The following is a 25,722-nucleotide window of genomic DNA, read 5'->3' as shown; positions in this document are numbered from 1 at the left end:
TGGTTATTTACTATTTTGTTTTATTTACAACCTCAATTTCCTTTACAGCTGTATGTATCCGGTTAAATAAATCAGTGGCTTTCACTTCAATTTTATATTTTCCTGCCTTTAACTTTGGCAATTTCAATCTCCATAAGTGAGAACTATTAGTACCATCAGAAGGCCTTCTTCCCTCTTTAAAATCGGTTGCTAGGTCATACTGCTTAACCGCATCATCAAAGGATGGATCAACTTCTTTGACCTGATCCATTTCTTTCCATTGACTATCATTTATACGATATAATACTTGATCACCTTCTTTTCCAATAAAAAAATTTGCATAAACTGGGTATCGTTGTACATATTTTTGATCTACAATTGATGGTCCAGATAGTGCAATTTGATAAGCCTCATCTTTCCCTACCACCTTATAATCAAATGTATATTGATTATTTTTAATATTTAAAATAGCGTAACCTTTTGGGGTACCATCTCGCATGGTCGATACAGGTATTCCATTTTCATCCAGTTCTCCAGAGTACCAATCGCCAGAAGTTGTTCCTACATTATATTCATGGTGCGGTTTTGATTGCTTCCAGCCATCCTTAGCGCCAAAGAAATTTTGTTGCTGGAAATGTGTATGAGCCGATAAAGAAAGTGTGTGGGGAAATTCACTCAAAATATCAAATAATCGATCACGATCTTCAGTACGGAAAACTTCAGAATTTTCATGTTCAAGCGGGATGTGAAAAGCCAATACAATTAACTTATCTTTTGGTACAAACTTCAGATCATTGGCAATAAACTCCAATTGATCTTTACGCAAACCTCCTTTATATCCTTTTCCTGTATCAGGATTAGGATAAATAATATCATCAAGAACTAAAAAGTGAGCATTTCCATAATTAAAAGAATAAGTTGCGGGACCAAAAGAAGCTTCAAAAGCTTCATCCGAATAGCTATCATCTTTTGTATCAAAATTTAAATCATGATTACCAATTACATTATACCAGGGTAAACCCATTAATGAAATTGTACTTTTATATGCCGGATGCAATGACAAATCATTACCAACTAGATCTCCTAAGCTGATCCCAAACACAGCAGCATTTTTATTGGATATACGATCAATAATTCCTCTTTTAAAATAATCCATTTCGGTCATATCGTAAGCTTGTGGATCTCCAAATACAAACGCAGAAAAATCTCTTGATTCAGATTGAGCTGTCAAACCAAAATTGATATCCTTAGGTAATTTTCCAGTAGGTGAAACTCCCTTATAGGTCAATTCCGGACTTCCCTGAGGTTTATGTATATAATAAAATTGTGGTTGATTTACTGCACTAAGCGGTAGTGCATAATCAGCAGGTTTAATAACAAAAATAATATTGTCTTCATCAACAGGCAATTTATATTGACCCTGAGCATCAGTTTGAACAACCTCTACCCCATTACTCACAGAGACATTTGGTATACCCCGTTCTTTTTTATCAAGAATTCCATTTTTATTGATATCATCAAAAACAACACCTTTTGCAATTTCCTGAGCGCTAACCGTGTAACTTAAAGATAAAGCTGTTGCAACAGCAAAAATATTTTTCATTTGAATATATAACATAATTAAAGCCGAAGCTAATACTCTAATATGAATCAATAGTCACCTGATGTTTAACAAACTGTTAATTTATATACAAAAAAAGGGATAATCATATGATTATCCCTTTTCTGTATATAATATTTTATTTTATCTACTTAACGTTCGATCTAGATTGAGCCGCGGCTAATATTCGGTTGACTTCATCGATCATAGACTTTCCTGCATTTCGCATTTTTTCATTACCAGCAAAATCAGCGTCCATCGTGACTTTTTTTGATTTGTCTTTATAATTCATCTCTAAATAAAAACGAGGCGTTTCTGTTTCAGGATTTACTTTTGCTTCAGGTCCCGTCATGTCATCATCCAAATTCCAAAAACCTAATTCTTGAGCTTTTCGATGTAAGTAAAGCAAATCATCTTTAGTCATGCGAACCGTATCACGCTCTATCTCGTTTGTTTTGGTCACATACTGAAAAATTCCAGTTTTTGAATCATACTGATTATCCATATGATTCGGCTCACCGTATCGAAAGACCACAGACTGAAAATCTGTGAAACGGAAAGGCGCATTGCTAATCATATTACTGTAGTAGTAAACACAGTAAATTAGAAATGGTACAACAATACATAAACCCAAAAAAATCTTTTTACCCTTGATACTCATCTTTATTTTAGTTTTTGACAAAAATAAGGATTAAAATAGCTTTATAAAGTTTTATCTATTATTTGACATAAAAAAGGGAATTCGTATTACCTATCAGGATTTTGGTGTTCCAGCATTCGTAAAATATTTGGCGTACCACGAATCTTTTAAGTCAGAAATAATAACACCTTTTTTTGTCGATACATGTACAAATTTATTATTATGCAGATATACGCCAACATGATCCACATTACGTCCCCCGAACGAAAAAAATACCAAATCACCTTCTTTAAGTTGGGAATTTCGCTTGCTCTTAATTGCACCATCCATATCTCTAGATGAACGAGGTAAATTCTCTTTATATACTTTAAGATATAATATATTAACAAAACCTGAACAATCCACCCCTCTTTTTGTTGCACCTCCCATACGATGTGGTATACCCATCCATTCGTCAATAAAAGAATAAAGCGTAGGATTGAGTTCCTTTTTCTTTACTTGTAAAAGATCTGCGTAATTATCTAATGAGCTTGTACTATAATTCTTACTTCTAGCTTCACTGGCATCTGTCAAAACTGCACTGCTGTGGCCACTGTTACTGTTCACCTTTTTCTTAACAGAACAACTACTGAGTAAAAGTATCAGGCTGAAAAAAAATAATGTATTACGTTTTATGGACATATCAATATCAAATGTTAGGTAAATGTAATAAAACCAAATTTAACTGGCAAACAAGCCCTTCTTTCTTCATATCTCTTTTCAAATTGTAATTTTGTCGGAATTTGTAAAATATAATATGGAAAAATTAAAAGGTGCTATTGCTGTATTTGTCGGTGCAAGTAGTTTTGGACTGTTGTCAACATTTGTCAAAAAAGCATATGCGCAAGATTACACTTTAGGGCAAGTAACAGGAGTACAAGCTATTTTTGGAATGATTATCTTATGGGCAGTTTATCTACTGATTCAGTTGCTAAACCCAAAAGCAAATCATGGTTTCTCTAAAAAATCTAATAAATGGAAAATTGTTATCAGTGGTATTTCTACAGGTCTAGTAAGTTTAGTTTATTACAAATGCGTTCAATTAGTGCCTGCTTCATTGGCGATTGTTCTATTAATGCAATACATCTGGATAGGAACGTTAATTGAATATATTATATTCAAAAATAGACCTACTAATCGTCAATTGATTGGTATTGCAATTGTACTTATAGGAACTGTATTTGCAACAGGTCTTATTGAACAAGGGATCGATAAACTCAATTGGACCGGCATTACCTACGGAATATTAGCGGCAACGGCTTATGCAGTATTTCTAATTGTTAACGGACGAGTTGGAAATGACTATCCGCCAGTTCAAAAAAGTGCATTAATGGTCACTGGATCCTGCATCATGATCTGTTCTATCTTTCCGCCAACATTTTTAATATCGGGAGCTTTAGGTGACAGCATATGGCATTTCGGACTTATTCTTTCTTTCTTCGGAACTGTTATTCCACCATTATTATTTGCTTATGGAATTCCTAAAATCGGTTATTCTCTAAGTGGTATTTTAAGTTCTGCAGAACTACCAGTAGCAACTGCTATGTCATACTTCATACTTAAAGAAGCTGTAAGTCCTATTCAATGGATAGGTGTATTCATGATATTAGCAACTGTCATTTGGTTAAATGCTAAAAAGGAAAAAGTGTCATAACGACAAGGGCTCAATTCTAATCGAATTGAGCCCTTATCTTTTATATCATCTAGCACTAGTGTGCTAATATTTCTTTTAACTCTTCTATTTCAACTTCACAACCATCTGTGATGGATAAGAATTTCACATGTGCAACTTCGTTGACCAGCAAAGGATCGTAGGCTGTACGAACTTTCACATAATTTTTGGAGAAACCATGCATATATCCGTCCTTCTCATCACTCTCAAAAAGTACTTCGCCTACTTTATCCAATTGTTTCTCATAGAAAGCACGACGTTTTTTCTCTGATAAAATGTGCAGCATTTTACTACGGTCACTGCGCTGAGATCCAGGGACAGCCCCTTCCATCTGTGCAGCTATTGTATTTTCACGTTCAGAATAAGTAAAGACATGCAAATACGAAATGTCCATCTCATTTAAAAAATTGTAAGTGTCGATAAAGTCTTCACGAGTCTCTCCAGGAAATCCTACAATGACATCAACGCCAATACAGCAATCCGGCATTAATTCCTTAATCTTCTCCACACGCTGTGCATACAGCTCTCGCTTGTAACGCCGACGCATCATACTTAATACTTTATTATTTCCAGACTGTAAAGGCATATGAAAATGTGGAACAAAACGTTTTGATTGTGCTACAAATTCAATAATCTCATTGGCCAAAAGATTTGGCTCTATAGAAGAAATACGGATACGGTCTATTCCTGACACTTCATCCAAAGCCTTTACAAGATCTAAGAATTTATCTTGTCGTTTACCGTCTCGAATACCAAAATCACCAATATTTACACCCGTTAACACAATTTCTTTTACGCCAGATGCGGCAATTTCCTCGGCTTGACGTACGATATCCTCAATTTTCCCTGAACGGCTTGCTCCACGAGCAAGAGGAATTGTACAAAAAGTACAAGAATAATCACATCCATCTTGTACTTTTAGGAATGTACGCGTACGGTCACCGATTGAATATGCAGATACAAATTGATTGGTTTCATCAATTGGTGCATTATGGACAACAGCCTTCTCGTTTTTTGTCAGATCATTGATATGTTCGATAATATTGAACTTTTCTGCGGCACCTAAAACCATATCCACTCCCGGAATTTCAGCAATCTCAGCTGGTTTCAACTGCGCATAACAACCGACAATGGTGATATAAGCATTAGGTGAATATTTAAGTGCTTCCTTTACTACCTTGCGACATTTCTTATCTGCATGATCAGTGACTGAACATGTATTAATAACATAAACATCTGCCGCACTATTGAATGGCGTGGTTTCATAACCCGCATCTTGAAAGACACGACCTATGGAGGATGTTTCTGAAAAATTCAATTTACATCCTAAGGTATAGAAAGCTACTTTTTTACTCATAATGATTTTGCAAAAATACAACAAAAAGCTCCAAATGAAAATTCTTAATTCTGATTTAACCGCTTTTCAATTAATTATGAGATTTTAATGATCCAAAATTTAACAATATCAGTTTTAATTTCTTTATTTTACCGTCTTTCTTTACATTGCTATGTATAGTGTACCACATATGAAAATCGTGTGCACACTTTTATAAATTTTCGTGAGAATACTTCAAAAAATCTTACCTTCGTATAGAATATTACATGGTTATACAGCGAGCATCTTTGTTGGTATATTACAGCCAAAAAGACGCTATTTGTTAATCAAAAAATAAATAAAAGCAACTATTTACAATGAAACAATATCTTGACTTACTAAAGCACGTATATACAAACGGGGTTATTAAAACTGACCGTACTGGAACTGGAACTAAAAGTGTATTTGGATATCAGATGCGTTTCAATTTAAAGGAAGGCTTTCCACTTGTTACGACAAAAAAATTACATTTAAGATCAATTATCCATGAATTGATCTGGTTTTTGAAAGGTGAAACAAACATCAAATATTTAAAAGATAATGGTGTCAGTATCTGGGATGAGTGGGCAGATGAAAATGGTAATTTAGGTCCTGTTTATGGATCACAATGGCGTTCATGGCCAACTCCTGATGGAGGCCATATCGATCAGATTGAAAAAATAATCAAGCAATTGAAGACTTCACCAGATTCAAGAAGAATCATTGTGTCTGCCTGGAATGTTGCAGAAATTGAAAATATGGCCTTACCTCCTTGCCATGCATTTTTTCAATTCTATGTTGCTCCTGCTGATCCTGAAAATGGAATCTTAAAACCACAGTTGTCTTGTCAGCTATATCAAAGAAGTGCAGATATCTTTCTAGGTGTACCATTTAATATTGCCTCTTATGCTTTATTAACCATGATGGTGGCACAGGTTTGTGATATGGAAGCCGCTGAATTTATTCACACCTTAGGAGATGCCCATATATACAGTAATCACTTCGAACAAACAGAATTACAATTGAGCCGTGAACCAAAGGCTTTACCTCAATTAAAAATCAATCCAGAAGTAAAAGATATCTTTGATTTTAAGTTTGAGGACTTCGAGTTGTTAAATTATGAATCCCATTCGCATATTAAAGCTCCTGTAGCAGTTTAAAAAGAATCTTCCTTATATACATGTGTAACATATAGAAATGAGTAAACTTAAAATAACATTAATTGTAGCCGCTACTGAAAATAATGTAATCGGTAAAGGAAATAAAATGCCTTGGCATTTACCAAATGATCTTAAATATTTCAAAAAAAATACACTTGAACATAGTGTGGTTATGGGGAGAAAAACTTTTGAGTCTCTTGGTAAACCATTACCAGATCGCAGAAATATTATCTTGACAAGAGACATGACCGCAAAATCTGATGATGTGGACATCGCCAATAGCTTTCAAGAAGTATTAAATTATTGCAGGGATGAAAGAGAGATCTTTGTTATTGGTGGTGGTGAAATATTTAAACAAACATTACCATTCGCAGATAAAATATTATTGACCAGGTTGCATACAACTATTGATGGAGATGCTTACTTCCCAGAATTACCAGCACATGAATGGATATTAGAAAGCGAAGACAAGTATGAAAAAGATGAAAAACATGCTTTTGACTATAGCTTTCAGGTGTACGTCAGAAAATAAAGATAAAGGCTTCTCTAATTTTAAGAAGCCTTTATTGTAAACCATCCTTTCGAAAATCAGTATACTAAATCCAATTATGCATAAATTTCTAACATTTTTTTTCATCAGTATCATTCCTTGCTCCTTTGCTCAAAAAATGGATACAATTTACCTCGAAAAATTATTACAAGGCCATCCCGAATTGTTTCAAAAGATCTTAGATCATCCGAGTAAAAATGAAGTTCAAATTCTCTACACGCAAATTGATCGGGATAAAAATAATGTGCCACATTTTAAATCATTCAGTTATAGATTAAATCAAAACTGGTATTTCTATCCTGCCAGCACGGTAAAGCTCCCAACGGCAATCCTAGCATTAGAAAAAATAAATGAGCTGAAGATTGCTGGATTATCAAAAGATACACCGTTAAGAATCGACTCTTCTTATGAGAAACAAACAGCTGTTGTACAAGACGAGTCTGCTAAAAATGGTCTCCCGTCAGTTGTTCAATATATTAAAAAAATCCTTTTGACCAGTGACAATGACGCACAGAACAGACTTTTTGAATTTATCGGACGCGCTGAATTGAATAGCAAATTACAAAAGCATGGCGCACAAAACTCACGCATTGTCAATAGACTGGCCATAGGTGACAAAGGTGTCTGGGCAAAACACACCAATCCCATTACTTTCTACTTAGAAGATAAAACCCTCTATAAACAGGATGCCCAATTTGATCCAAACGACTACCCTATTAAGCTAGAAAATACCCGTCAAGGAAAAGGTTACATGAATGACAAAGACGAGCTTATTCATGAACAATGGAGTTTTGAAGGGTTAAATGTTTACCCATTAGATGATCAGCAACTGATCATGAAAAAATTACTTTTCCCCGAAGCATTCGATGCTCGTAAAAGATTCAAATTAACAAATGATGATTATTCATTTTTGTACGACTACATGTCACGTTATCCGTTTGAGTCGGATTACCCTAAATATGACACAACTGAATTCTGGCCGACATATAGTAAATTGCTTTTTTATGGCCGTGATAAAAAGGCAACAATAAATCCAAATATTCGCATTTTCAATAAATATGGAGATTCCTATGGTTATAATATTGATAACGCATACATTGTTGATTTTGAAAAAGGGATAGAGTTCCTATTGGCTGTAGTAATCCAATCTAATGAAAATGGAATTTATAATGATGGAATCTACGAGTATGAAACTGTCACCTACCCATTTCTAAAAAACATAGGCCAAATTATCTATCAGGAAGAGCTCAAAAGAACGAAAGAATTTAGTCCTGATCTAACGAAATTTGACTTTAGAAAATAAAAAAAGTTACATTACATGAAGTTGTAATGTAACTTTTAAAATCTCATACTGAAGTTATTTTTTTAGCGCCACTTCGATTAAATTACCGTAAAACTCTTGCTCCGTCAATCCGGCGGCGCGAACTTGTTGAGGAATAAAACTTTGGGGAGTTTGCCCTGGAATGGTATTGATTTCAATAAAATAAAACTTATCCGTATCGTTTTCCAAAAAGAAATCAATACGGACCATTCCTTTACAATTCAATCGCACATAAATCTCTTTTAAAATTTTTCCTATACGCAATTGCTGATTTACATCCAGATCCGCTGGTGTAATTTCTTCTGTAAGCCCGGGAATATACTTTGCCTCAAAATCAAAAAACTCACGTGTTGTTTTCACTTCAGTAGCCGGCAAAACAACCAATTCTCCGTCGACATTACGATAAATACCTTCCGAAAATTCACGGCCGTTTACAAACTCCTCAACAATAACCTGGCTACCGGTGTTCTCAGCATCAAAAGCTTTATCAATGGCTACTTTTAGTTCATCTGCCACTTTTACTTTGGTCATACCTATACTACTACCTCCAGCATTGGGTTTTACAAAATAAGGCAGGGATAATTTATCTTCTACCAGCTCAACAGCTTGAGCGCGTTGATTTTCAAACAATAATACAGATTTTGCTAAAAATAAATCATTAAGATCTGCCAAAATCGCTTTTGTATATCCTTTATTCATTGTTAGCGCCGAAGTCAAAGCATCACATGATGTATAAGGTATGCCAACTAAGTCAAAATAGCTCTGTAATCGCCCATCTTCACCGGGTGAACCATGAACCATTATAAAAGCCAATTCAAACTGAACAATACTATCATCAAGCACTAAAGTAAAATCTTCTTTATTGATTGCATGCTTTATTCCTGAATCACTAACATAAAACCATGCATCTTTGGTAATCGTAATTTGATAGATATCGTACTTATTGTGATCAAGCTGTGAGTATACAAATGCAGAACTTTTAAAAGAAACTTCCGCTTCACCTGTATAACCTCCAGTTATTAATGCTATTTTTGTTTTCATAAAATTATCGTGATTCTTCTAACAAATATAATTTGCTATACACAGAAAAACGAATATTTTTGTTCAATATTTAAAAGGGCAGATATTGAACAAAAATAGTGGCTTTAATCTTGCTTAGAAAATATACGATAAAATGATTTTTTAAAGAAATATAAATGTCAAAAATATTACAGTATTTAAAAACGAATACGTTTAGAAACAACATTCTAATCGCTATTGGATTTGTTTTAGCAATTTTCCTATTCATCTATCTTGGTTTAAAAGTATATACCAAACACGATGAATCGATAGAAGTTCCACAAGTAAAAGGCTTACATATTAATGCTGCTATCTCAGCATTAGAAAATGCGAACTTGGAATATCAAATTGATTCCGTTTATCAAATGGATGCTAAACCAGGTCTAGTGATTGAACAAGATCCCGAAGCTAAATTTCATGTAAAAAGCGGACGTACCATCTACTTAACTATTATTACACAGGTAGCACCAGAAATTGCGTTTCCAAAAATCAAGGATAAAACATTAATTGAAGCATCTTCTATACTAAAAAATCATAATTTACGTATAGGTGATACAACTTATATTGCAGACATCGCAAGAGATATTGTTTTAGATGCCCAATTTGCAGGGCAATCTATCCGTGATGGAAGAATGATTCCAAAAGGATCTAAAATTGATTTAATATTGGGTAATGGTCAGGGCGCAAATGAAGTTCAAATACCGGATTTATCGGGATTAACAGTTACGGAGGCAAAATTTGCACTACAGGGTATAGGATTAGCTCTGGGTACGGTGACTTACGACATTGGTGTTTCAGATACCAGTACAGCTCGTGTCATCACTCAATTTCCCGGTTTAGAAACCGGGATCACTAGCATAGGATCTAAAGTGGATCTTACGTTGTCCAATACTGTCCCTGCTACTCCACCAGTAACAGCTCCTTCTTCAACGCAAAAACAAAAAACAAATCCATAAATATGGAAAATAAAAAGAGAATACCAAATTGGTTAAAAATCATTGCACTTCTAATCTTTATTATTGGAGGATATTTCGGCTGGACAGCTTATACCACTTTCCTGGCATCAAATGTTACAGATAATCAAAAATACCTGTATATCAATACCGGTGATACTTATCCACAAGTATTACAAAAAATAAAAGATCAAAAAATAGTGGAAGATCCAAATAGTTTTGATCGCGCTGCCAAATATCAGAATTATACAGAGAGTGTTAAGCCTGGTCGTTATGCTTTGACTCCAGGTATGAACAACAGAAGATTTATCGGTAATTTGAGAGGAGGCTATCAAGATGCTGTTAAATTTAGATTCGAAAATATCCGCTTAAAGGAAAACTTTGCAGGTAAACTTGCAGAAAATTTCGAGGCTGACTCTATCACGTTCTTAAAACTATTAAATGATGAGAATCTAGCAAAGTCATACGGTTTTACTAAAGATAATTTCATTGCAATGTTTATTCCAAATACATATGAACTTTATTGGAATACTGCGCCCGAAAAATTATTTGCACGTTTTCATGATGAATGGGAAAAATTCTGGACAAAAGATCGCTTAGCAAAAGCAAAAGCAATCAACCTGACACCACAGGAAGTTAGTTCCCTTGCTGCCATCGTTAAAGGTGAAGCACTTCACAAAGATGAGATGCCCGCTATCGCTGGGTTATATCTCAACAGATTAAAAAAAGGAATGCTTTTACAGGCTGATCCGACAGTGATTTTTGCCACTCAAGATTTTACTATCCGACGTGTATTGAATAAACATTTAAGAACCGATAATCCATATAACACCTATATCTATAAAGGTCTTCCTCCTGGTCCTATTATGATGCCTAGTATTGTTGCCATAGATGCTGTCTTAAATTATAAGCATCACGACTATATTTATATGTGTGCTAAAGAAGACTTTTCTGGATACCATGCTTTTGCTACTAATGTCGCTGAACATCAAATAAACGCCCGCAAATTTCAAAAAGCATTAGACGAACGAAATATCAAAAAATAGTATGTTTCAATTCGAATATCAAACACGTGTACGGTATGCAGAAACCGATCAAATGGGTTATGTGTACTATGGAAACTATGCTGCATTCTACGAAATAGCGCGAACCGAAATGCTACGAAGCACTGGAATATCATACCGTGAACTGGAGGAGATGGGTGTTATGCTACCGGTTATGGAGATGAAATGTAAATACATTAAACCTGCACGGTACGATGATTTAATAACGATTAAAACCACAATCAGAAAAAAACCTGCAGTAAGAATAGTTTTTGAATATGAACTGTTCAATGAAAAAGAAGAGCTCCTAAATACAGGTGAAACAACACTTGTATTTGTTGATATCAGTAAGAACAAACCCACAATGCCACCCGCCATTTTTCTTGAAAAAATGGCGCAATACTTTGAATAAACATGTCCAATATTCATCAATACTTATTGAAATTAAAACCTTACAATCAAGTTATTGAATGGAGTAAAGGAGTGATTTTACCTGGATTTGGATCCTTGCCGCTCTATACTGTAGCCATATTCTTTTTTCAAGAAATATCTCGTGACTCTATTTTAAGCAAAGCATCATCACTTTCTTATAGTTTCATGCTGGCTATTTTTCCAGGGATCATCTTTCTATTTACATTGATCCCTTATATACCAATAGACAATTTTCAAGAACAACTTTTAGATTTTTTGGAAGTAGTCATTCCACATAATGCTTATGAAGTAGTGGAGACTACATTAGAAGACATTATTAAAAATCAGAATGGAGGACTTTTATCTTTCGGTTTTATATTGGCAGCTTACTTTGCTACCAATGGAATGGCTTCCATGATGCGGGCTTTCAATAAAGCCTCTCTTATTGCTGAAAAACGTACGTGGATAAAACGTAGAATGATTGCGCTTGGACTCGCTTTTTTGATCATAACAGCCTTAACCATAGGAATGACTATATTTACTTATGCTGGCATTGTTGTTAATTATCTAAAAGATAGTATTGCTATAACCAATAGTTTCTGGGCCTTTGTCATAAAGGCAGCTCGTTGGTTCGTAATATTCGGTATATATTTCTTTACGGTGAGCTGCCTTTATAAATTTGCACCAACATCTTCCCGTCGCTGGAAAATATTTAGCCCTGGAGCAACCTTAGCTACTATTTTAGCTATTCTAACTTTCTCCGGATTCGCATTCTATATCAACCATTTTGGCACGTACAATAAGCTATATGGATCTATTGGAACTTTAATTGTCATCATGATCTGGATGTATCTCAATACATTAATATTACTAATAGGTTACGAACTAAATGCGGCCATTGCTCTGTCCAAACAAAGTATTAAAATCGTAAGGCCAAAATCCTACAATTCATTCAGAGCAAATAACGAAAATTTATAGTTCAGCTTGAGAAATCGTCTATTTTTTTAAAATTAGTTTATTACACTATAAATCGGAACAGCTGTCCAATCTTCTTATTAATTCTGCTTTTAAATATCGGCTACCAGAAAAAAAAAGCAAAATCCCCTATCTCCCTCAAAATCAATAAAATTCATAGCCCCTATTTTTTAAGTTACAATTCGATCATACTGCTCAATAATTTCTCAAATGTACCTGTACAACCAAATCGAAGTAATTTACGCCCTACAACCACTGCCAGATTAGAACAATTGCTAGGAACATATGCCCCAATTCCATGTGGAAGAGTCGTAATCCAATTATGTTTTAACAGTCAATTTTGTTCAAAACTGCTAGTAATTGAATAAATGTGGATAACAATTTAAAAAAAAATAGATATAAATACTTGTTAATAAAAGTTTTTCGTATTTTTGCAGTCCCTACAATGTGGGGAAAAGGAGAAAAAATAATTAATGGCAAAAAAACAAGAAGTAGAAAAAGAGTTAGCAGCGAAAAACGCGGAGCTACAAGGCGCTGACACCAGAGTGGTGAAAGACACAGAAAAAATTGAATCAGAGGCTGATTCAAAACTAATCGAAGAAATCAAATCTAACACATGGATCACTCCAGAAGGCGAATTCGACTGGGATGCTAGTGATAAAGGTTTCGGAAATTACAGCGATGCTGAGCGCGCTAAATTAGAAGAACAATACGCAGGTACTTTCAACCAAATCAATCAAGGTGAAATTATCGAAGGTACTGTTGTTTCTATCAACAATAAAGACGTTGTCTTGAATGTTGGTTTCAAATCTGATGGTTTGGTTTCATTATCTGAATTCCGTGACTTACCAGAATTGGCAGTTGGTGACGTAGTTGACGTTTTCGTAGAGTCGCAAGAAGATGCTAATGGACAATTAGTATTATCTCGCAAACGTGCTAAAACTCAAAAATCTTGGGAAGCTATCAATGAAGCATTGGAAAATGATGCTATCATTAACGGTTTTGTTAAAAGTCGTACTAAAGGTGGTCTTATCGTTGATATCAAAGGTGTTGAAGCATTCTTACCTGGATCTCAAATCGATATTAAACCTATCCGTGATTACGATATCTACGTAGGTAAAACAATGGAATTCAAAGTTGTTAAAATCAACCACGAATTTAAAAACGTTGTCGTATCACACAAAGTATTAATTGAAAACGATTTAGAGAACCAAAAATCTGAAATCGTATCTAAATTAGAAAAAGGTCAAGTATTAGAAGGTACTGTTAAAAATATCACTGACTTCGGTGTGTTCATCGATTTAGGTGGTGTTGATGGTTTACTTCACATTACTGATATTTCATGGGGTCGTATCGAGCATCCAAAAGAGGTATTATCATTAGATCAAACTATTAACGTAGTTGTTTTAGATTTTGATGATGAGAAAAAACGTATCGCTTTAGGCTTGAAACAACTTTCTGAGCATCCTTGGGAATCTTTAGATAAAGACTTAGCTGTTGGTTCTAAAGTAAAAGGTAAAATCGTAACAGTTGCTGATTACGGTGCTTTCTTAGAAATCATCCCGGGTGTTGAAGGTTTAATTCACGTTTCTGAAATGTCTTGGTCTCAAAACTTACGTTCTCCACAAGAGTTCTTAAAAGTAAGCGATGAAATCGAAGCTGAGATCTTAACTTTAGATCGCGAAGAGCGTAAAATGAGCTTAGGTATCAAACAATTAACTCCAGATCCTTGGAAAAACATTGTTGAGCGTTACCCAGTTGGTTCTAAACAAACTGCAGTAGTTAAAAACATGACTAACTTCGGTGTGTTCGTAGAATTAGAAGAAGGTATCGACGGTTTAATCCATATTTCTGATCTATCTTGGTCTAAAAAAATCAACCACCCTAACGAATTCACTAAAGTTGGTGAAAAATTAGATGTTGTTGTTTTAGAATTAGATGAAGAAAACAGAAAATTATCTTTAGGTCACAAACAATTAGAAGAAAACCCTTGGGATACTTTCGAGACAATCTTCACAATTGATTCAGTTCATGAAGGTACTGTATTGAAAGTTGGTGACAAAGGTGATATCGTTGCTTTACAATATGGTGTTGAAGGATTCTGTCCATCTAAACACTCTGTAAAAGAAGATAACTCTGCACTTAAAGTTGACGAAGTTGCTTCATTCAAAATCATTGAATTCAACAAAGAAAACAAACGTCTAGTAATTTCTCACTCTCGTATCTGGGAAGATGAAAGAGCTGAAGCACGTGTTGAAGAATTCAATGCTCGTAAAAAAGAAGCTAAAGTAGCAAACAATGCTGTTAAAAAAGTAAAAGATTCAGTTGAGAAATCTACATTAGGTGACTTAGACGTTCTTGCACAATTGAAAGAGCAAATGGAAGGTGATGAGAAAAACGCTAAATAGTTTTTAACATCAACTCGATAATATTAAGCCCTAGCATTTAGCTAGGGCTTTTTTTGTTTATAACAAAAACATGATTAAATTTACATAACGTAAATGAAATAACCCATGTACTTTCCCTCTTCACTAATCACTCCTGCACAGCTTAGTAGTGAATTAAACAATTCCAAAATTGTATTATTAGATTGTACAATTGACAAAGTAGGTCAATCGCTAAAGGGTACGAACTTAGAAGTAATAGGCAGCTCGCTCTTTTTTGATATCGAAAATACCTTTTCAGATAAAAACAACCCGCTACCACACACACTTGTTTCCCAGGAAACCTTCACAAATGGAATTCAGGAACTTGGTATCAATCAAGATAGCATCATTATAGTATATGACCGTTGGGGTATATATTCAAGTCCTAGAGCTTGGTGGATGTTTAAGGTTATGGGATTTGATCAAGTTTATATACTTGAAGGTGGAATTCCAACATGGAAAGAACAACATCTTCCCTTAGTAAACCATCACATAAAATCACAACAAAGGGGTAAAGCCAAAGCTCATTTTAATTCAAAATGGTATGCGGATAAAGATTACGTTTTAGCTCATTATGATAATAGTGAAACAAGCATTATTGATGCTCGTAGTCAAGGAAGATTTATTGCCTCAGCTCCAGAACCCAGAGCAGGATTAAGAGGAGGGCATATTCCCAATTCTCATAATCTTCCATTTGATCTTGTTCTCGAAGGAAACAGCTACGATTCAAAAGAAGAATTGCAAAAATTGTTTAAATCATTTAATAATAGCAATGAACAGATCTTCACCTGTGGATCAGGTATTACAGCATCGATCCTAGCTTTTGCCAGTCATTTGCTTGGTAATAAAAACATCAAAGTATATGACGGTTCTTGGTCCGAGTGGGGACAGGAAGAACTCCATTTACCTATTTCCAACTAGTTATTACAGATTTATGGATAAGCAAAGCAAATGGGGGGAAGAATTATTAATCCTACGCAGCATAATTGAAGAGTTCCCACTTGAAGAAACAACAAAATGGGGTGGTCCGGTATTCACGTATCAACAAAAAAATGTTATTTCATTTGCTGGATTTAAAGATCATTTTGCACTTTGGTTTTTTAACGGATCGCACCTGGTAGATCCGGCAGCAGTTTTAACAGCAACACAGGGAGAAAAAACGAAAAACCTGCGTCAATGGAAATTTACCGATCAAAGTCAAATTGATAAATCTCTACTCAGACAATATATACAGCAGGCCATTAATATTGAAGAAAAGGGATTAAAACTCATTCCAGGGAAAAAAGAATATTTATCCATTCCCGCATTATTTGAAGAAGCATTAAAGAACGACCCGCAATTAAAAAGGAATTTTGAGAATCTCAGTGCTGCAAAAAAGAATGAATATTATGAGTATATTCATGAAGCTAAACAAGATAAAACAAAAGTAAACCGTCTAGAAAAAATTAAACCTATTATATTAAGTGGAAAAGGTTTATATGATAAATATAAAAAATAGATGAAAAATATACTTTACCTTGGATTATTGATATTAGGTACACTATCTCGTTCTTATGCACAAAAGACTAATGCTAAATATGACCATGTATTAGCAGATTCATTAGGAGCTGACAATTATGGAATGAAGTATTATAGTTTCGTGCTTCTAAAAACGGGCGCGACAAAAATAACCGATAAAGATTCTGTCAATCGACTTTTTGATGGACATATGAAAAATATTCAACGCCTTGCAAAAGAGAAAAAACTAATTGTAGCTGGTCCATTTGGGAAAAATGAAAGAGATTATCGCGGTATCTTTATATTAAATGTTAAAACTATCAAAGAAGCAGAATCATTATTGTCTACTGATCCTGCCATTAAAGCTGGTTTATTAATCTCCGAAATCACGTTATGGTACGGATCTGCGGCGCTACCATTATATTTAGAAGCCAGTGAAAAAGTAAATAAATTTGAATTTTAAACTAGATATTGGTATTCCAGATATACCGATCATCTACGACCATAATCTTATGATGATCTATTAAATTTCGCACTACTTCCAATTTTATTTCATCATCACCAAGAGAGATCCTTTCAATAAGATCGTGTATCGTTTGAGCTTCGTTCAATAAAATGCGTTCTATCTCCAATTTTATATTATGATGCAATTTCACACGATGATTACGAATTAGGCACAGATCACAGACCTGACAAAATAGTGTATTCTGTTCACCAAAATAATGGAGTAGTGACTGACTACGACATTGTGAATGCTCAATATAATTGAGCATCGCCTCGATCTGAACAGTCTTTACACGTTGTCTTTCTCTAATGAAAACATGGTCTACATACAGATTCTTATAATCAACACGGTCCTGCAGAAAAGATAGCTGTGGACTATCTGTTGGAGGAATATAACTCGCAATTTCCATTTTAACCAAGGCGTTGATCAAACTTACAATTTGCTCATAAGAAACACCTAACTTTTTTGCAAACTCATATTCATTTATGGAAATATAATCATCAAATACTCCTCCATACGATCGTAATATAGCCTTTATAAGTTTATCATAACGCTCATATTGAACTTGAATTTTGTAGAGCTCTTGATGGTTCACTTCAAATTTAAATCGAGAAGGAATAAAGACAGCTTCAGAAAGCGTCAACCAGCCATCCTTTTCTAAAAACTTGAGGGCACTTAAAGTAGGAATTGTTTCAAGTTTATATTTTTTTATAAAGGAGACTACATCAAAATCAAATACAACTCCCTCCCCTGCACCATAAGGAATTTGAAAGTGATTACATAGGTAATGATAGACTTGTTGAATGAAGGCTACGGTTGGAAAACTCAGTTCTAAATTTTTTAAAAGACGATTCTTATCTTCCTGCTGATATAACATAACAGGATAAGCCTTTTTTCCATCCCTGCCCGCTCTTCCTGCTTCTTGATAATAAGCTTCTAAAGATTCAGGGATATCCAAGTGAATAACAAACCGGACATCCGATTTGTCAATTCCCATCCCAAAGGCATTGGTCGCAACAATAACGCGTGTTCTATTTTGCATCCAAGCTTCTTGCTTATCATCACGGTCTTTTCCTATCAAACCAGCATGATAAAAATCCGCGGAGATCCCATTGTTTACTAAGAAACGTGCAATCTCTTGAGTTTCTCTTCTATTTCGCACATAGACGACACCTGAGCCTCCCAGCTTTTGAATGACACGAAGCATCCGTCCCGATTTATTTTCTTCTTCCAGCGCCATATATCCGAGATTATCACGCAAGAAACTTTTAACAAATACGTTCTTCTTTTTAAAGGCTAATTTATCCTGAATATCTGCAATTACAGACGTGGTAGCTGTTGCAGTTAAAGCTAGAAAAGGAATATCAGGATGTATCTCCCTCAGTTTAGACAACTGAAGGTAAGAAGGTCGAAAATCATACCCCCATTGTGAAATACAATGAGCCTCATCGATTGCATAGAGATTGACAGGCATATGTTTGATACGTTCCTGTACCAATTCACTATACAAACGTTCGGGAGATAAATAAAGAAATTTTATATGGCCAAAAATACAATTGTCCAATATAATATCAACTTCTCGTGGTTTAAGACCCGAATAAATAGCAACAGCTTCGATACCGATATCCTTGAGATGTTTTACCTGATCTTTCATCAAAGCGATTAAAGGCGTCACGACAATACAGATACCAGGAAGTATCATTGCCGGAACCTGGAAACAGATTGATTTACCACCACCTGTAGGCAATAAAGCTAGGGTATCTTTCTTATCCAGTACAGATTGGATGATTTCCTCCTGAAGAGGTCGAAACTCATCATGTCCCCAATACTGTTTTAATATGCTGATGCTATCTACACTCATAATAACTCCTTGTCCCAAACATACGCAAAATTATTTTTTATGGTATAATGCGCCACCCCCATATCATCAAGTTGCTGTCTCCACATCTGAATATTGAAATCGCTATTCGTTCCATCAAACAGCACAAGCTTAGGTTTTATAATTCTTACATTTTCCATAAAATTCCATTTACTATTTTTTCTAACAAGTAAAATATCTGTAGAGCGATGACTTAGTAAAGAATGCTCCATAATTTGGATTGTTAAATTGGGTTTCTGAATAAGGTAATTTGTCCTTACAGAATCATATGATATCAATGGAAGAAAATTAATATCTTCCCAATTAGAGAAACGTGACAAATCCCTTTTTACACTATAAACCAAATTTCTGGCATCTAAAGAATTGAAAGAACTAACCATGGTGATGTTATTCTTTTGTATAAAAGCAAGTGCAATCTCTTTTCTGGTACTGTAAATGCGAAATCCTGTATAATTAAACTGCAAATACTGTAAATAGCTGAAAGTGCTAAGGCCAATCAATAGAAAACATACACTCATGTATAGAGCAAACTTATTTTTCCAATAAAATGCGTAACTACAACTGAACAAGAAAACTAAACTGATCAAAACTAAAGTTGGAGAAAGGACAATTCCAGTCCATGTTGCAAAAGGTAATTGATCCAAAAACTCCAATGTGAAAAACATTTTCTTAATAAGCCAATCCATAGCATACCCTAACCAAACATTGATAATATCAACAGGAATGAACATCATCGCCATCCCGATATACATAATGAGCGTAACAGGTAAAACAACAAGTAAGTTCGCAATTAAAAAATAATTTGGGAACTGTCCAAAATAAAACAATGAAAACGGTGCTGTCATAATTTGAGCACTCAAAGAAATAGCGACGCTATCCAATATAATGCGACTGAAGCGATTACTTTCAAAAATAGATAGACGTTTAAACAGTGGAAAAAATAAAACAATTCCTAAAACAGCAAAGTAAGATAACTGAAACCCGATATCAAATAATATATTGGGCTGCAATAATAAAAGTAGGAATGCAGAAGATGCCATTGTATTGAGCATATTGCCTTCCCGCTGCATTGATCTAGCAATAAGAAAAAAACTCAACATGATCGCTGCGCGTAATATGGAAGGTGCCATTCCCGTTAAGATGGTATAACTCCAGATCGCACAAAGCAACATAACAATTCTTAAAAGATTTAGAGTATAATTACCACTTACTTTGGCTAGCAACCACATCAAAACAATAAAGACTATTCCAACATGCATACCTGAAACACTCAGCACATGAATAGTACCTGTATTACTAAAAGTCTGCACAATATCTTGTGACATCACTGCTCTATAACCAACGATCAATGCCACTGCAATTTGAAAAGAATCTTCATCTTTCAGATATTTTCTAAATTTACTGACGAGCTCCCTCCTTAATTCTAAAGCTCGGGCTTTAATCCCAAAACCTTGATGATGACGAATGATTTTATACTCCTTTGACTTCAAATAAATCTGGCCATCGATACCCTGATTTTTTAAATAATCTCTATAATTGAATTCCAATGGATTAAGTGGCTTTGGGATGGGTTTCACCTTATTTTTTAAAACCATCTCATCACCATATTGTATACGAGAGTCTTTTTGATCAAAAGGCAACGTCACCATAAGCCGACCTGTCGCCTTTTGAAATGTTGAATCGATACGTTTTGCTAACAGAGTTACAGAAAATCGAACTGAATTATTGTAAAAAACCGGTTCTTCATCCACCATCGCAATATACTGATCACTAGTACCAATGAGAAAATGGTTAATATCCACCTGATCATGCGTTCTCCAGATATTCCAAATTCCGAAAAAAATCAAAATAATGTAGCTATTTACAATAGATAAAATTTCTAAACGGGAAGTATAAAAGAAAAATACGAGATGCGATAAAAAGCTAAAAACAAGCAGTAATTGTATCAAATTAAACATGCTTTTGCTAGGTTCAAAAAAATTGGCAATTCCTATTCCAATACCATAAAATAGCACAATTTTAAGAAATGGAAGCTTTTTCAGCTGTTCTTCAAAATTCGTCTTCATTAAAATTGGAGTCTTAGCTGTACTTTAACTTCTGATTTGATATTTCCCTGAATTTCATCTAACCCCGAACCTATTTTTTCAAGTTCAGGATAATAGAAAGCTGATATTTTAGTCCATAAATCAATATTTCGATGTATTCTGTAACGTATATTATTATACATTCGCCAACCTTTTTGATAATACAGTGGAAAGGAAGAAGCATATAAGACATCATTTTCAAAAGCATAAATCCGGGTATTATAACTATCAGTATGAAAATAAGCTAAACGCATATTTGTTGCTATTTTACTACTCTTGGGGTTAAAAAACAGATCCTGATAGGCCATCCACCCATATTCTTTTTGTTCGGACTCTTTCAGATATTGAACACCTTCAAGCCTACTACGAATGCTCCAGATATTACTTAATTTATATTTGTATTCAAATCTCAATTGGTATTTATTAACTGTTGCCAAGAAAACCTTTTCATTTTTTGAAGCCGAAGTATTTTCTTCTTTCACACGGTATCGGAAGCGCACTGATATCTGGCCCTTCTTATACCAGATATAAGAGAATTGGGACATAATATCATAGCCTGAAGAAGGTGCTAGTACGCGGTATCGCAACCAAGGGAACTTAAAAACATCCAGATAAGCGGTCCATTGAATTTTTCGAGAGGGATGAAAAACAAGACCTGTATAGAGTCCTTTTTCATTCTTAGTACTGCTATTTTCTCCCATTGACTGGGCAAAGAAACTATGATAGTTCTTTTGATAATCACGATATAAAAGAACTGTGGAAAACTTTGGAGTTATACTGGTCATAATTCCCGTTAACCAAGCATATCCTTCATCAAAACTCGTAGCAATCTCTCCAAAAAAATAAGAATTACGATAAGTGTAATTATAATAGAGGCTAGCATTTCGAAGTAAATTACCCTCAAAATCATATTTATTTTCAAGAGCTTTGCCCAAAAGTTTAACACCTTCTAGATGGGTAGCACCAAAATTTCCACCTATCTTAAATCTATTTTTGCTGTAAAGTAAGTTACCTCCATAAACCAGTTGTCCGATCGCATTACGATATCGCTGTTCTGTTGGGGTACGATGAAGACCTGAAGTGGACAAAGTAGATATCACCCAATCATCATTCACCTTTTCCATATTGCCATCAATCTTTCGATAAGAAATATAAGGTGTAAATTCAAATTTACCTAAAGACAAAGAACCTGCTACACCTCTTAAAAAATTTGCTTCATTCAAAGATGTGTACTGTCTTAAACCTATCCCCTGCCTAGCAGAACTTTCGATCATGCTTCCTTTACCGAAACTCAATCCATTCCACATGGTTAAGCCTTGGCCAATTTGTAAGGCAAAATCTCCAATCACTAACTGTTTTACTTTACCAAGATCGCGAATCGCTAAACTTGCAGCATAAAAATCAAAACCATACCGTTGCTTGTCTTTGAAAAACAACTCCCCTGCATCTTTATCCATATTAATAGCGAGCCGGATCTTATCATTGTAATTGAGCCGATAACGTACAGTATATCGATTCGGATCCCCAAGGTAGCGCGACCTGGCTGTATCAGTAATCGAATATCCTTTGGCACGGTGCAATAAACGTCCATATCGTAACATAACTTCTTGCTTCGATTTTAAGAAATTCTTAACTGTAAAATCTCTGTAATGCATATCACCTGAAACAGTAACAAAAGGAAGTAAATACTGAACTGTACGCAAATCAAACCCGATTATACTTTGTAACTCCTGTTTAGAAATAAAATCACCGGATTCTTTTCTATGTGCCAACAGGCTTTCGATCTGAACAACACTTAAAAATAATAAATCGTGCAATTCACGTCCGTCTGTTTTATTTAAATCAATCGGATTTTTCAAGTAATATGACCATCTCTCTGAAATTTCGCTTGCATCTACATCCTCCTCTAATTCTTCCAATAGTTGTTCAAATAACTGATCAAAAGTCAATTCATTATACTCTTGACTATATGTTGCAATAGCGCTACCTAACAAGATCCAAATTATTAGGTAAAGTTTAAGTCTCAAAGACTTATCACTTAAAAAAATAAGAATCATAAATTTGATATATAGATAATAAAAAGTTTAATTTCATATTATTTCACATATCGGAACATGACTATTACAATAAGTAATAATTATGTTACCTAAAGAAATATTGTAACGAATGCATCAATTAATTCTTTAAAAGATGCCATAACCGTTGCTACAATTAAAAACCAGGAGAGGTTTTTTATAGCATTATCGCATTCTCACTTAGGGTAAAAGCAAAAATAATCACCTAAATAAGATAGGCGCAGTAAATCATAATTTTTATCAATCAGCATCATTAATCTTTAATTACAGCAAACTAATACGTATTATATGGTTGAAGAAGATTATCAACGGATCATAGAACACGCTTTAGCAGAGAGTTAATCGTTAACCTAAAATCGACGATAAAACGTAATTTAAGTACAACGAAAATACCAAGACTATATATAAGTTACAGTTATTAACCTAATTAGGCAAAAAATATAGATTGCTCCGCTTCAAAAAAAAAGGTCTAACTACCTGAGTAGTTAGACCTTTCTGAGATTAAAATTTTAAAATAATTAAATATCTATTTTAGCGTAACGTGAATTGCGTTCAATAAACTCACGACGAGGTGCAACCTCATCACCCATTAACATTGAGAATATGCGATCACATTCAGCGGCATTTTCGATGTTTACTTGTCTTAATGTACGCGTCTCAGGATTCATTGTTGTATCCCATAGTTGTTCTGCGTTCATTTCTCCAAGACCTTTATAACGTTGTACATGTACGCTGTCTTCTTTACCTCCGCCTTTCAATTGCTGAATAGCATTTAAGCGTTGATCTTCAGTCCAAGCGTATTGATGATCTTTACCTTTTTTAACCAAATATAATGGTGGAGTCGCGATGTAAATGTATCCCTTCTCAATCAATTCTTTCATGTATCTAAAGTAGAACGTTAGAATCAAAGTTGTGATGTGAGAACCATCGACGTCCGCATCGGTCATGATAATAATACGATGGTAACGTAATTTCTCTAAGTTTAATGCTTTAGGATCATCTGGAGTACCTAAACTAACACCTAGGGCAGTAAACATATTTTTGATCTCTTCATTTTCATAGATCTTATGTTCCATTGCCTTTTCTACGTTTAGAATTTTACCACGAAGTGGCATAATCGCTTGATACTTACGATCACGACCTGATTTCGCAGTTCCACCAGCCGAATCTCCCTCGACAAAGTAAATCTCACATTTTGTAGGATCATTATCTTGACAATCTGCGAGCTTACCAGGTAAACCTGAGCCACCCATTACAGTTTTCCTTTGTACAAGATCACGAGCTTTACGAGCCGCAGCACGAGCTTGAGCTGCGATTACAACCTTTTGTACGATTGCTTTTGCTTCGCGAGGATTCTCTTCTAAATAGATATTTAAAATTTCTCCTACGGCAACATCAACAGCCCCCATTACTTCAGAGTTACCCAATTTGGTTTTTGTCTGTCCCTCAAACTGAGGTTCAGCGACTTTCACCGAAATAACAGCTGTTAGACCTTCACGAAAATCATCTCCAGTAATTTCTACCTTCAAATTTTTCAATAAACCAGATCTATCGGCATATGCTTTTAATGTACGCGTCAAACCACGACGAAAACCGGCAACATGTGAACCACCTTCAATGGTATTAATGTTATTCACGTATGAATGCACATTTTCAGTGTAAGTCTCGTTATACTGTAAAGCCAATTCAACAGGAATACCTTGTTTGATACCCTCAACATAAATCGGATGTGGTATGATTGGGTGACGGTTACTATCTAAAAACTGGACAAATTCTTGTAAACCACCTTCAGATAAAAACACATCTTGACGTAAAGTACCGTCTTCCAAAGTTTCTCGCTCATCTGTTAAAGATAAAGTGATCCCTTTATTCAAGAAAGATAATTCACGAAGACGACTCGCTAATGTATCATAGTTATAAGTCGTAGTCGTTGTGAAAATTTCACTATCGGGAGTAAACGTAACAATAGTACCCGTAGCATCAGATTCACCAATTTCCTTCACCGTATATAAAGGTTTTCCCTTTTCATACTCTTGCTGGAAAACTTTACCATCACGGTGAACAACTGCGGACAAATGAATAGATAAAGCATTTACACAGGAAACCCCCACACCGTGAAGACCACCTGATACCTTATACGTATCCTTATCAAATTTACCACCAGCATGTAATACAGTCATTACAATTTCCAGTGCCGATTTATTCTCCTTTTTATTGATACCTGTTGGAATACCACGTCCGTTATCCTTTACGGAAATAGAATTGTCTTTATGGATAGTGACAAAAATATCTGTACAATAACCTGCAACGGCTTCATCGATAGAGTTATCGACGACCTCATATACCAAATGGTGCAAACCTTTAACCCCTGTGTCTCCAATATACATGGAAGGACGTTTACGTACAGCCTCTAATCCCTCTAAAACTTGGATATTATCGGCTGAATAGGATGATGCATTTTTGTTTTCTTCGCTCATTGAAACTAATTAAATACTTGTAA

21 protein-coding genes are annotated in these 25,722 nt (G+C 34.8%); 12 read left to right on the top strand and 9 right to left on the bottom strand.

Annotation, left to right across the window (positions count from 1 at the left end):
* Positions 1-10: 10 nt before the first annotated feature.
* The 3 genes from JAZ75_RS14290 to JAZ75_RS14280 all read right to left on the bottom strand — a co-directional run bounded on the left by JAZ75_RS14290 (position 11) and on the right by JAZ75_RS14280 (position 2,825).
* Positions 11-1,597 (bottom strand): calcineurin-like phosphoesterase C-terminal domain-containing protein, encoded by a 1,587-nt coding sequence (locus tag JAZ75_RS14290; RefSeq protein WP_232789201.1) that lies wholly within the window; start codon positions 1,595-1,597, stop codon positions 11-13.
* Between the two features lie 130 nt (positions 1,598-1,727).
* Positions 1,728-2,240: a hypothetical protein gene (locus JAZ75_RS14285; RefSeq protein WP_232789200.1), complete on the bottom strand. Its 513-nt coding sequence runs from the start codon at positions 2,238-2,240 to the stop codon at positions 1,728-1,730.
* A gap of 93 nt (positions 2,241-2,333) precedes the next feature.
* On the bottom strand, positions 2,334-2,825 hold the full coding sequence (locus tag JAZ75_RS14280) for a C40 family peptidase (protein WP_232789199.1): 492 nt from the start codon (positions 2,823-2,825) through the stop codon (positions 2,334-2,336).
* 190 nt (positions 2,826-3,015) lie between these two features.
* Here JAZ75_RS14280 and JAZ75_RS14275 point away from each other — a divergent pair, with 190 nt between their 5' ends.
* Complete coding sequence (locus tag JAZ75_RS14275; RefSeq protein WP_208696226.1) at positions 3,016-3,912, top strand: EamA family transporter; 897 nt, start codon at positions 3,016-3,018, stop codon at positions 3,910-3,912.
* A 55-nt stretch (positions 3,913-3,967) separates the two neighbouring features.
* Here the strand turns inward: JAZ75_RS14275 and mtaB are convergent, their stop codons facing one another.
* A complete protein-coding gene (gene mtaB / locus JAZ75_RS14270) occupies positions 3,968-5,287 on the bottom strand; it encodes a tRNA (N(6)-L-threonylcarbamoyladenosine(37)-C(2))-methylthiotransferase MtaB (protein ID WP_208696224.1) in 1,320 nt (439 codons plus the stop codon).
* Positions 5,288-5,622: 335 nt separating this feature from the next.
* Between mtaB and JAZ75_RS14265 the strand changes: the two genes are divergently transcribed.
* From JAZ75_RS14265 to JAZ75_RS14255, 3 genes are all read left to right on the top strand, one after another.
* The gene (locus tag JAZ75_RS14265) at positions 5,623-6,444 is read left to right on the top strand and encodes a thymidylate synthase (protein WP_021190139.1); all 822 of its coding nucleotides are present in this window, start codon (positions 5,623-5,625) and stop codon (positions 6,442-6,444) included.
* A 37-nt stretch (positions 6,445-6,481) separates the two neighbouring features.
* Positions 6,482-6,976, top strand: coding sequence for a dihydrofolate reductase (locus tag JAZ75_RS14260; RefSeq protein ID WP_208696222.1), 495 nt, complete (start codon positions 6,482-6,484; stop codon positions 6,974-6,976).
* A 136-nt stretch (positions 6,977-7,112) separates the two neighbouring features.
* Entirely contained in the window at positions 7,113-8,297 is a 1,185-nt protein-coding gene (locus tag JAZ75_RS14255; protein WP_208696220.1) for a serine hydrolase, read from the top strand.
* A 54-nt stretch (positions 8,298-8,351) separates the two neighbouring features.
* Here the strand turns inward: JAZ75_RS14255 and JAZ75_RS14250 are convergent, their stop codons facing one another.
* Positions 8,352-9,356 carry a D-alanine--D-alanine ligase gene (locus JAZ75_RS14250; RefSeq protein ID WP_132844568.1) on the bottom strand — a complete coding sequence of 335 codons (1,005 nt, stop codon included), beginning with the start codon at positions 9,354-9,356 and terminating at the stop codon, positions 8,352-8,354.
* A 155-nt stretch (positions 9,357-9,511) separates the two neighbouring features.
* Here JAZ75_RS14250 and JAZ75_RS14245 point away from each other — a divergent pair, with 155 nt between their 5' ends.
* The 8 genes from JAZ75_RS14245 to JAZ75_RS14210 all read left to right on the top strand — a co-directional run bounded on the left by JAZ75_RS14245 (position 9,512) and on the right by JAZ75_RS14210 (position 17,142).
* Entirely contained in the window at positions 9,512-10,330 is an 819-nt protein-coding gene (locus tag JAZ75_RS14245; RefSeq protein WP_132844570.1) for a PASTA domain-containing protein, read from the top strand.
* Positions 10,331-10,332: 2 nt separating this feature from the next.
* Positions 10,333-11,373 carry an endolytic transglycosylase MltG gene (gene mltG, locus JAZ75_RS14240; protein ID WP_208696218.1) on the top strand — a complete coding sequence of 347 codons (1,041 nt, stop codon included), beginning with the start codon at positions 10,333-10,335 and terminating at the stop codon, positions 11,371-11,373.
* 1 nt (position 11,374) lies between these two features.
* Positions 11,375-11,782 (top strand): acyl-CoA thioesterase, encoded by a 408-nt coding sequence (locus tag JAZ75_RS14235; protein ID WP_132772154.1) that lies wholly within the window; start codon positions 11,375-11,377, stop codon positions 11,780-11,782.
* 2 nt (positions 11,783-11,784) lie between these two features.
* The gene (locus tag JAZ75_RS14230) at positions 11,785-12,759 is read left to right on the top strand and encodes a YihY/virulence factor BrkB family protein (RefSeq protein WP_208696217.1); all 975 of its coding nucleotides are present in this window, start codon (positions 11,785-11,787) and stop codon (positions 12,757-12,759) included.
* Positions 12,760-13,229: 470 nt separating this feature from the next.
* Entirely contained in the window at positions 13,230-15,164 is a 1,935-nt protein-coding gene (rpsA, locus tag JAZ75_RS14225) for a 30S ribosomal protein S1 (RefSeq protein ID WP_132844577.1), read from the top strand.
* A 105-nt stretch (positions 15,165-15,269) separates the two neighbouring features.
* Positions 15,270-16,103 (top strand): sulfurtransferase, encoded by an 834-nt coding sequence (locus JAZ75_RS14220; RefSeq protein WP_208696215.1) that lies wholly within the window; start codon positions 15,270-15,272, stop codon positions 16,101-16,103.
* Positions 16,104-16,116: 13 nt separating this feature from the next.
* On the top strand, positions 16,117-16,680 hold the full coding sequence (locus JAZ75_RS14215) for a YdeI/OmpD-associated family protein (protein ID WP_208696213.1): 564 nt from the start codon (positions 16,117-16,119) through the stop codon (positions 16,678-16,680).
* Positions 16,681-17,142, top strand: a complete 462-nt coding sequence (locus tag JAZ75_RS14210; protein ID WP_208696211.1) for a YciI family protein — start codon at positions 16,681-16,683, stop codon at positions 17,140-17,142. It abuts the gene before it with no gap.
* Between the two features lies 1 nt (position 17,143).
* Here JAZ75_RS14210 and JAZ75_RS14205 read toward each other — a convergent pair whose 3' ends face one another.
* The 4 genes from JAZ75_RS14205 to gyrB all read right to left on the bottom strand — a co-directional run bounded on the left by JAZ75_RS14205 (position 17,144) and on the right by gyrB (position 25,699).
* Positions 17,144-19,045, bottom strand: coding sequence for an ATP-dependent DNA helicase RecQ (locus tag JAZ75_RS14205; protein WP_132844585.1), 1,902 nt, complete (start codon positions 19,043-19,045; stop codon positions 17,144-17,146).
* On the bottom strand, positions 19,042-21,129 hold the full coding sequence (locus JAZ75_RS14200) for a ComEC/Rec2 family competence protein (RefSeq protein ID WP_208696209.1): 2,088 nt from the start codon (positions 21,127-21,129) through the stop codon (positions 19,042-19,044). Before JAZ75_RS14200 ends, JAZ75_RS14205 begins: the two co-directional genes overlap by 4 nt.
* Complete coding sequence (locus tag JAZ75_RS14195) at positions 21,129-23,204, bottom strand: helix-hairpin-helix domain-containing protein (protein WP_208696207.1); 2,076 nt, start codon at positions 23,202-23,204, stop codon at positions 21,129-21,131. The genes JAZ75_RS14200 and JAZ75_RS14195 overlap by 1 nt, the downstream gene beginning before the upstream one ends.
* A gap of 536 nt (positions 23,205-23,740) precedes the next feature.
* Positions 23,741-25,699, bottom strand: a complete 1,959-nt coding sequence (gene gyrB / locus JAZ75_RS14190; RefSeq protein WP_183915796.1) for a DNA topoisomerase (ATP-hydrolyzing) subunit B — start codon at positions 25,697-25,699, stop codon at positions 23,741-23,743.
* Positions 25,700-25,722 lie beyond the last annotated feature (23 nt).

Origin of the sequence: Sphingobacterium sp. UDSM-2020 (assembly GCF_016132525.1) — a bacterium.
In the GTDB taxonomy this organism is placed as follows: Bacteria; Bacteroidota; Bacteroidia; order Sphingobacteriales; family Sphingobacteriaceae; genus Sphingobacterium; species Sphingobacterium anhuiense.
The sequence above is the reverse complement of the archived record's forward strand: the minus strand, read 5'-3'. Positions and strand labels throughout refer to the sequence as shown.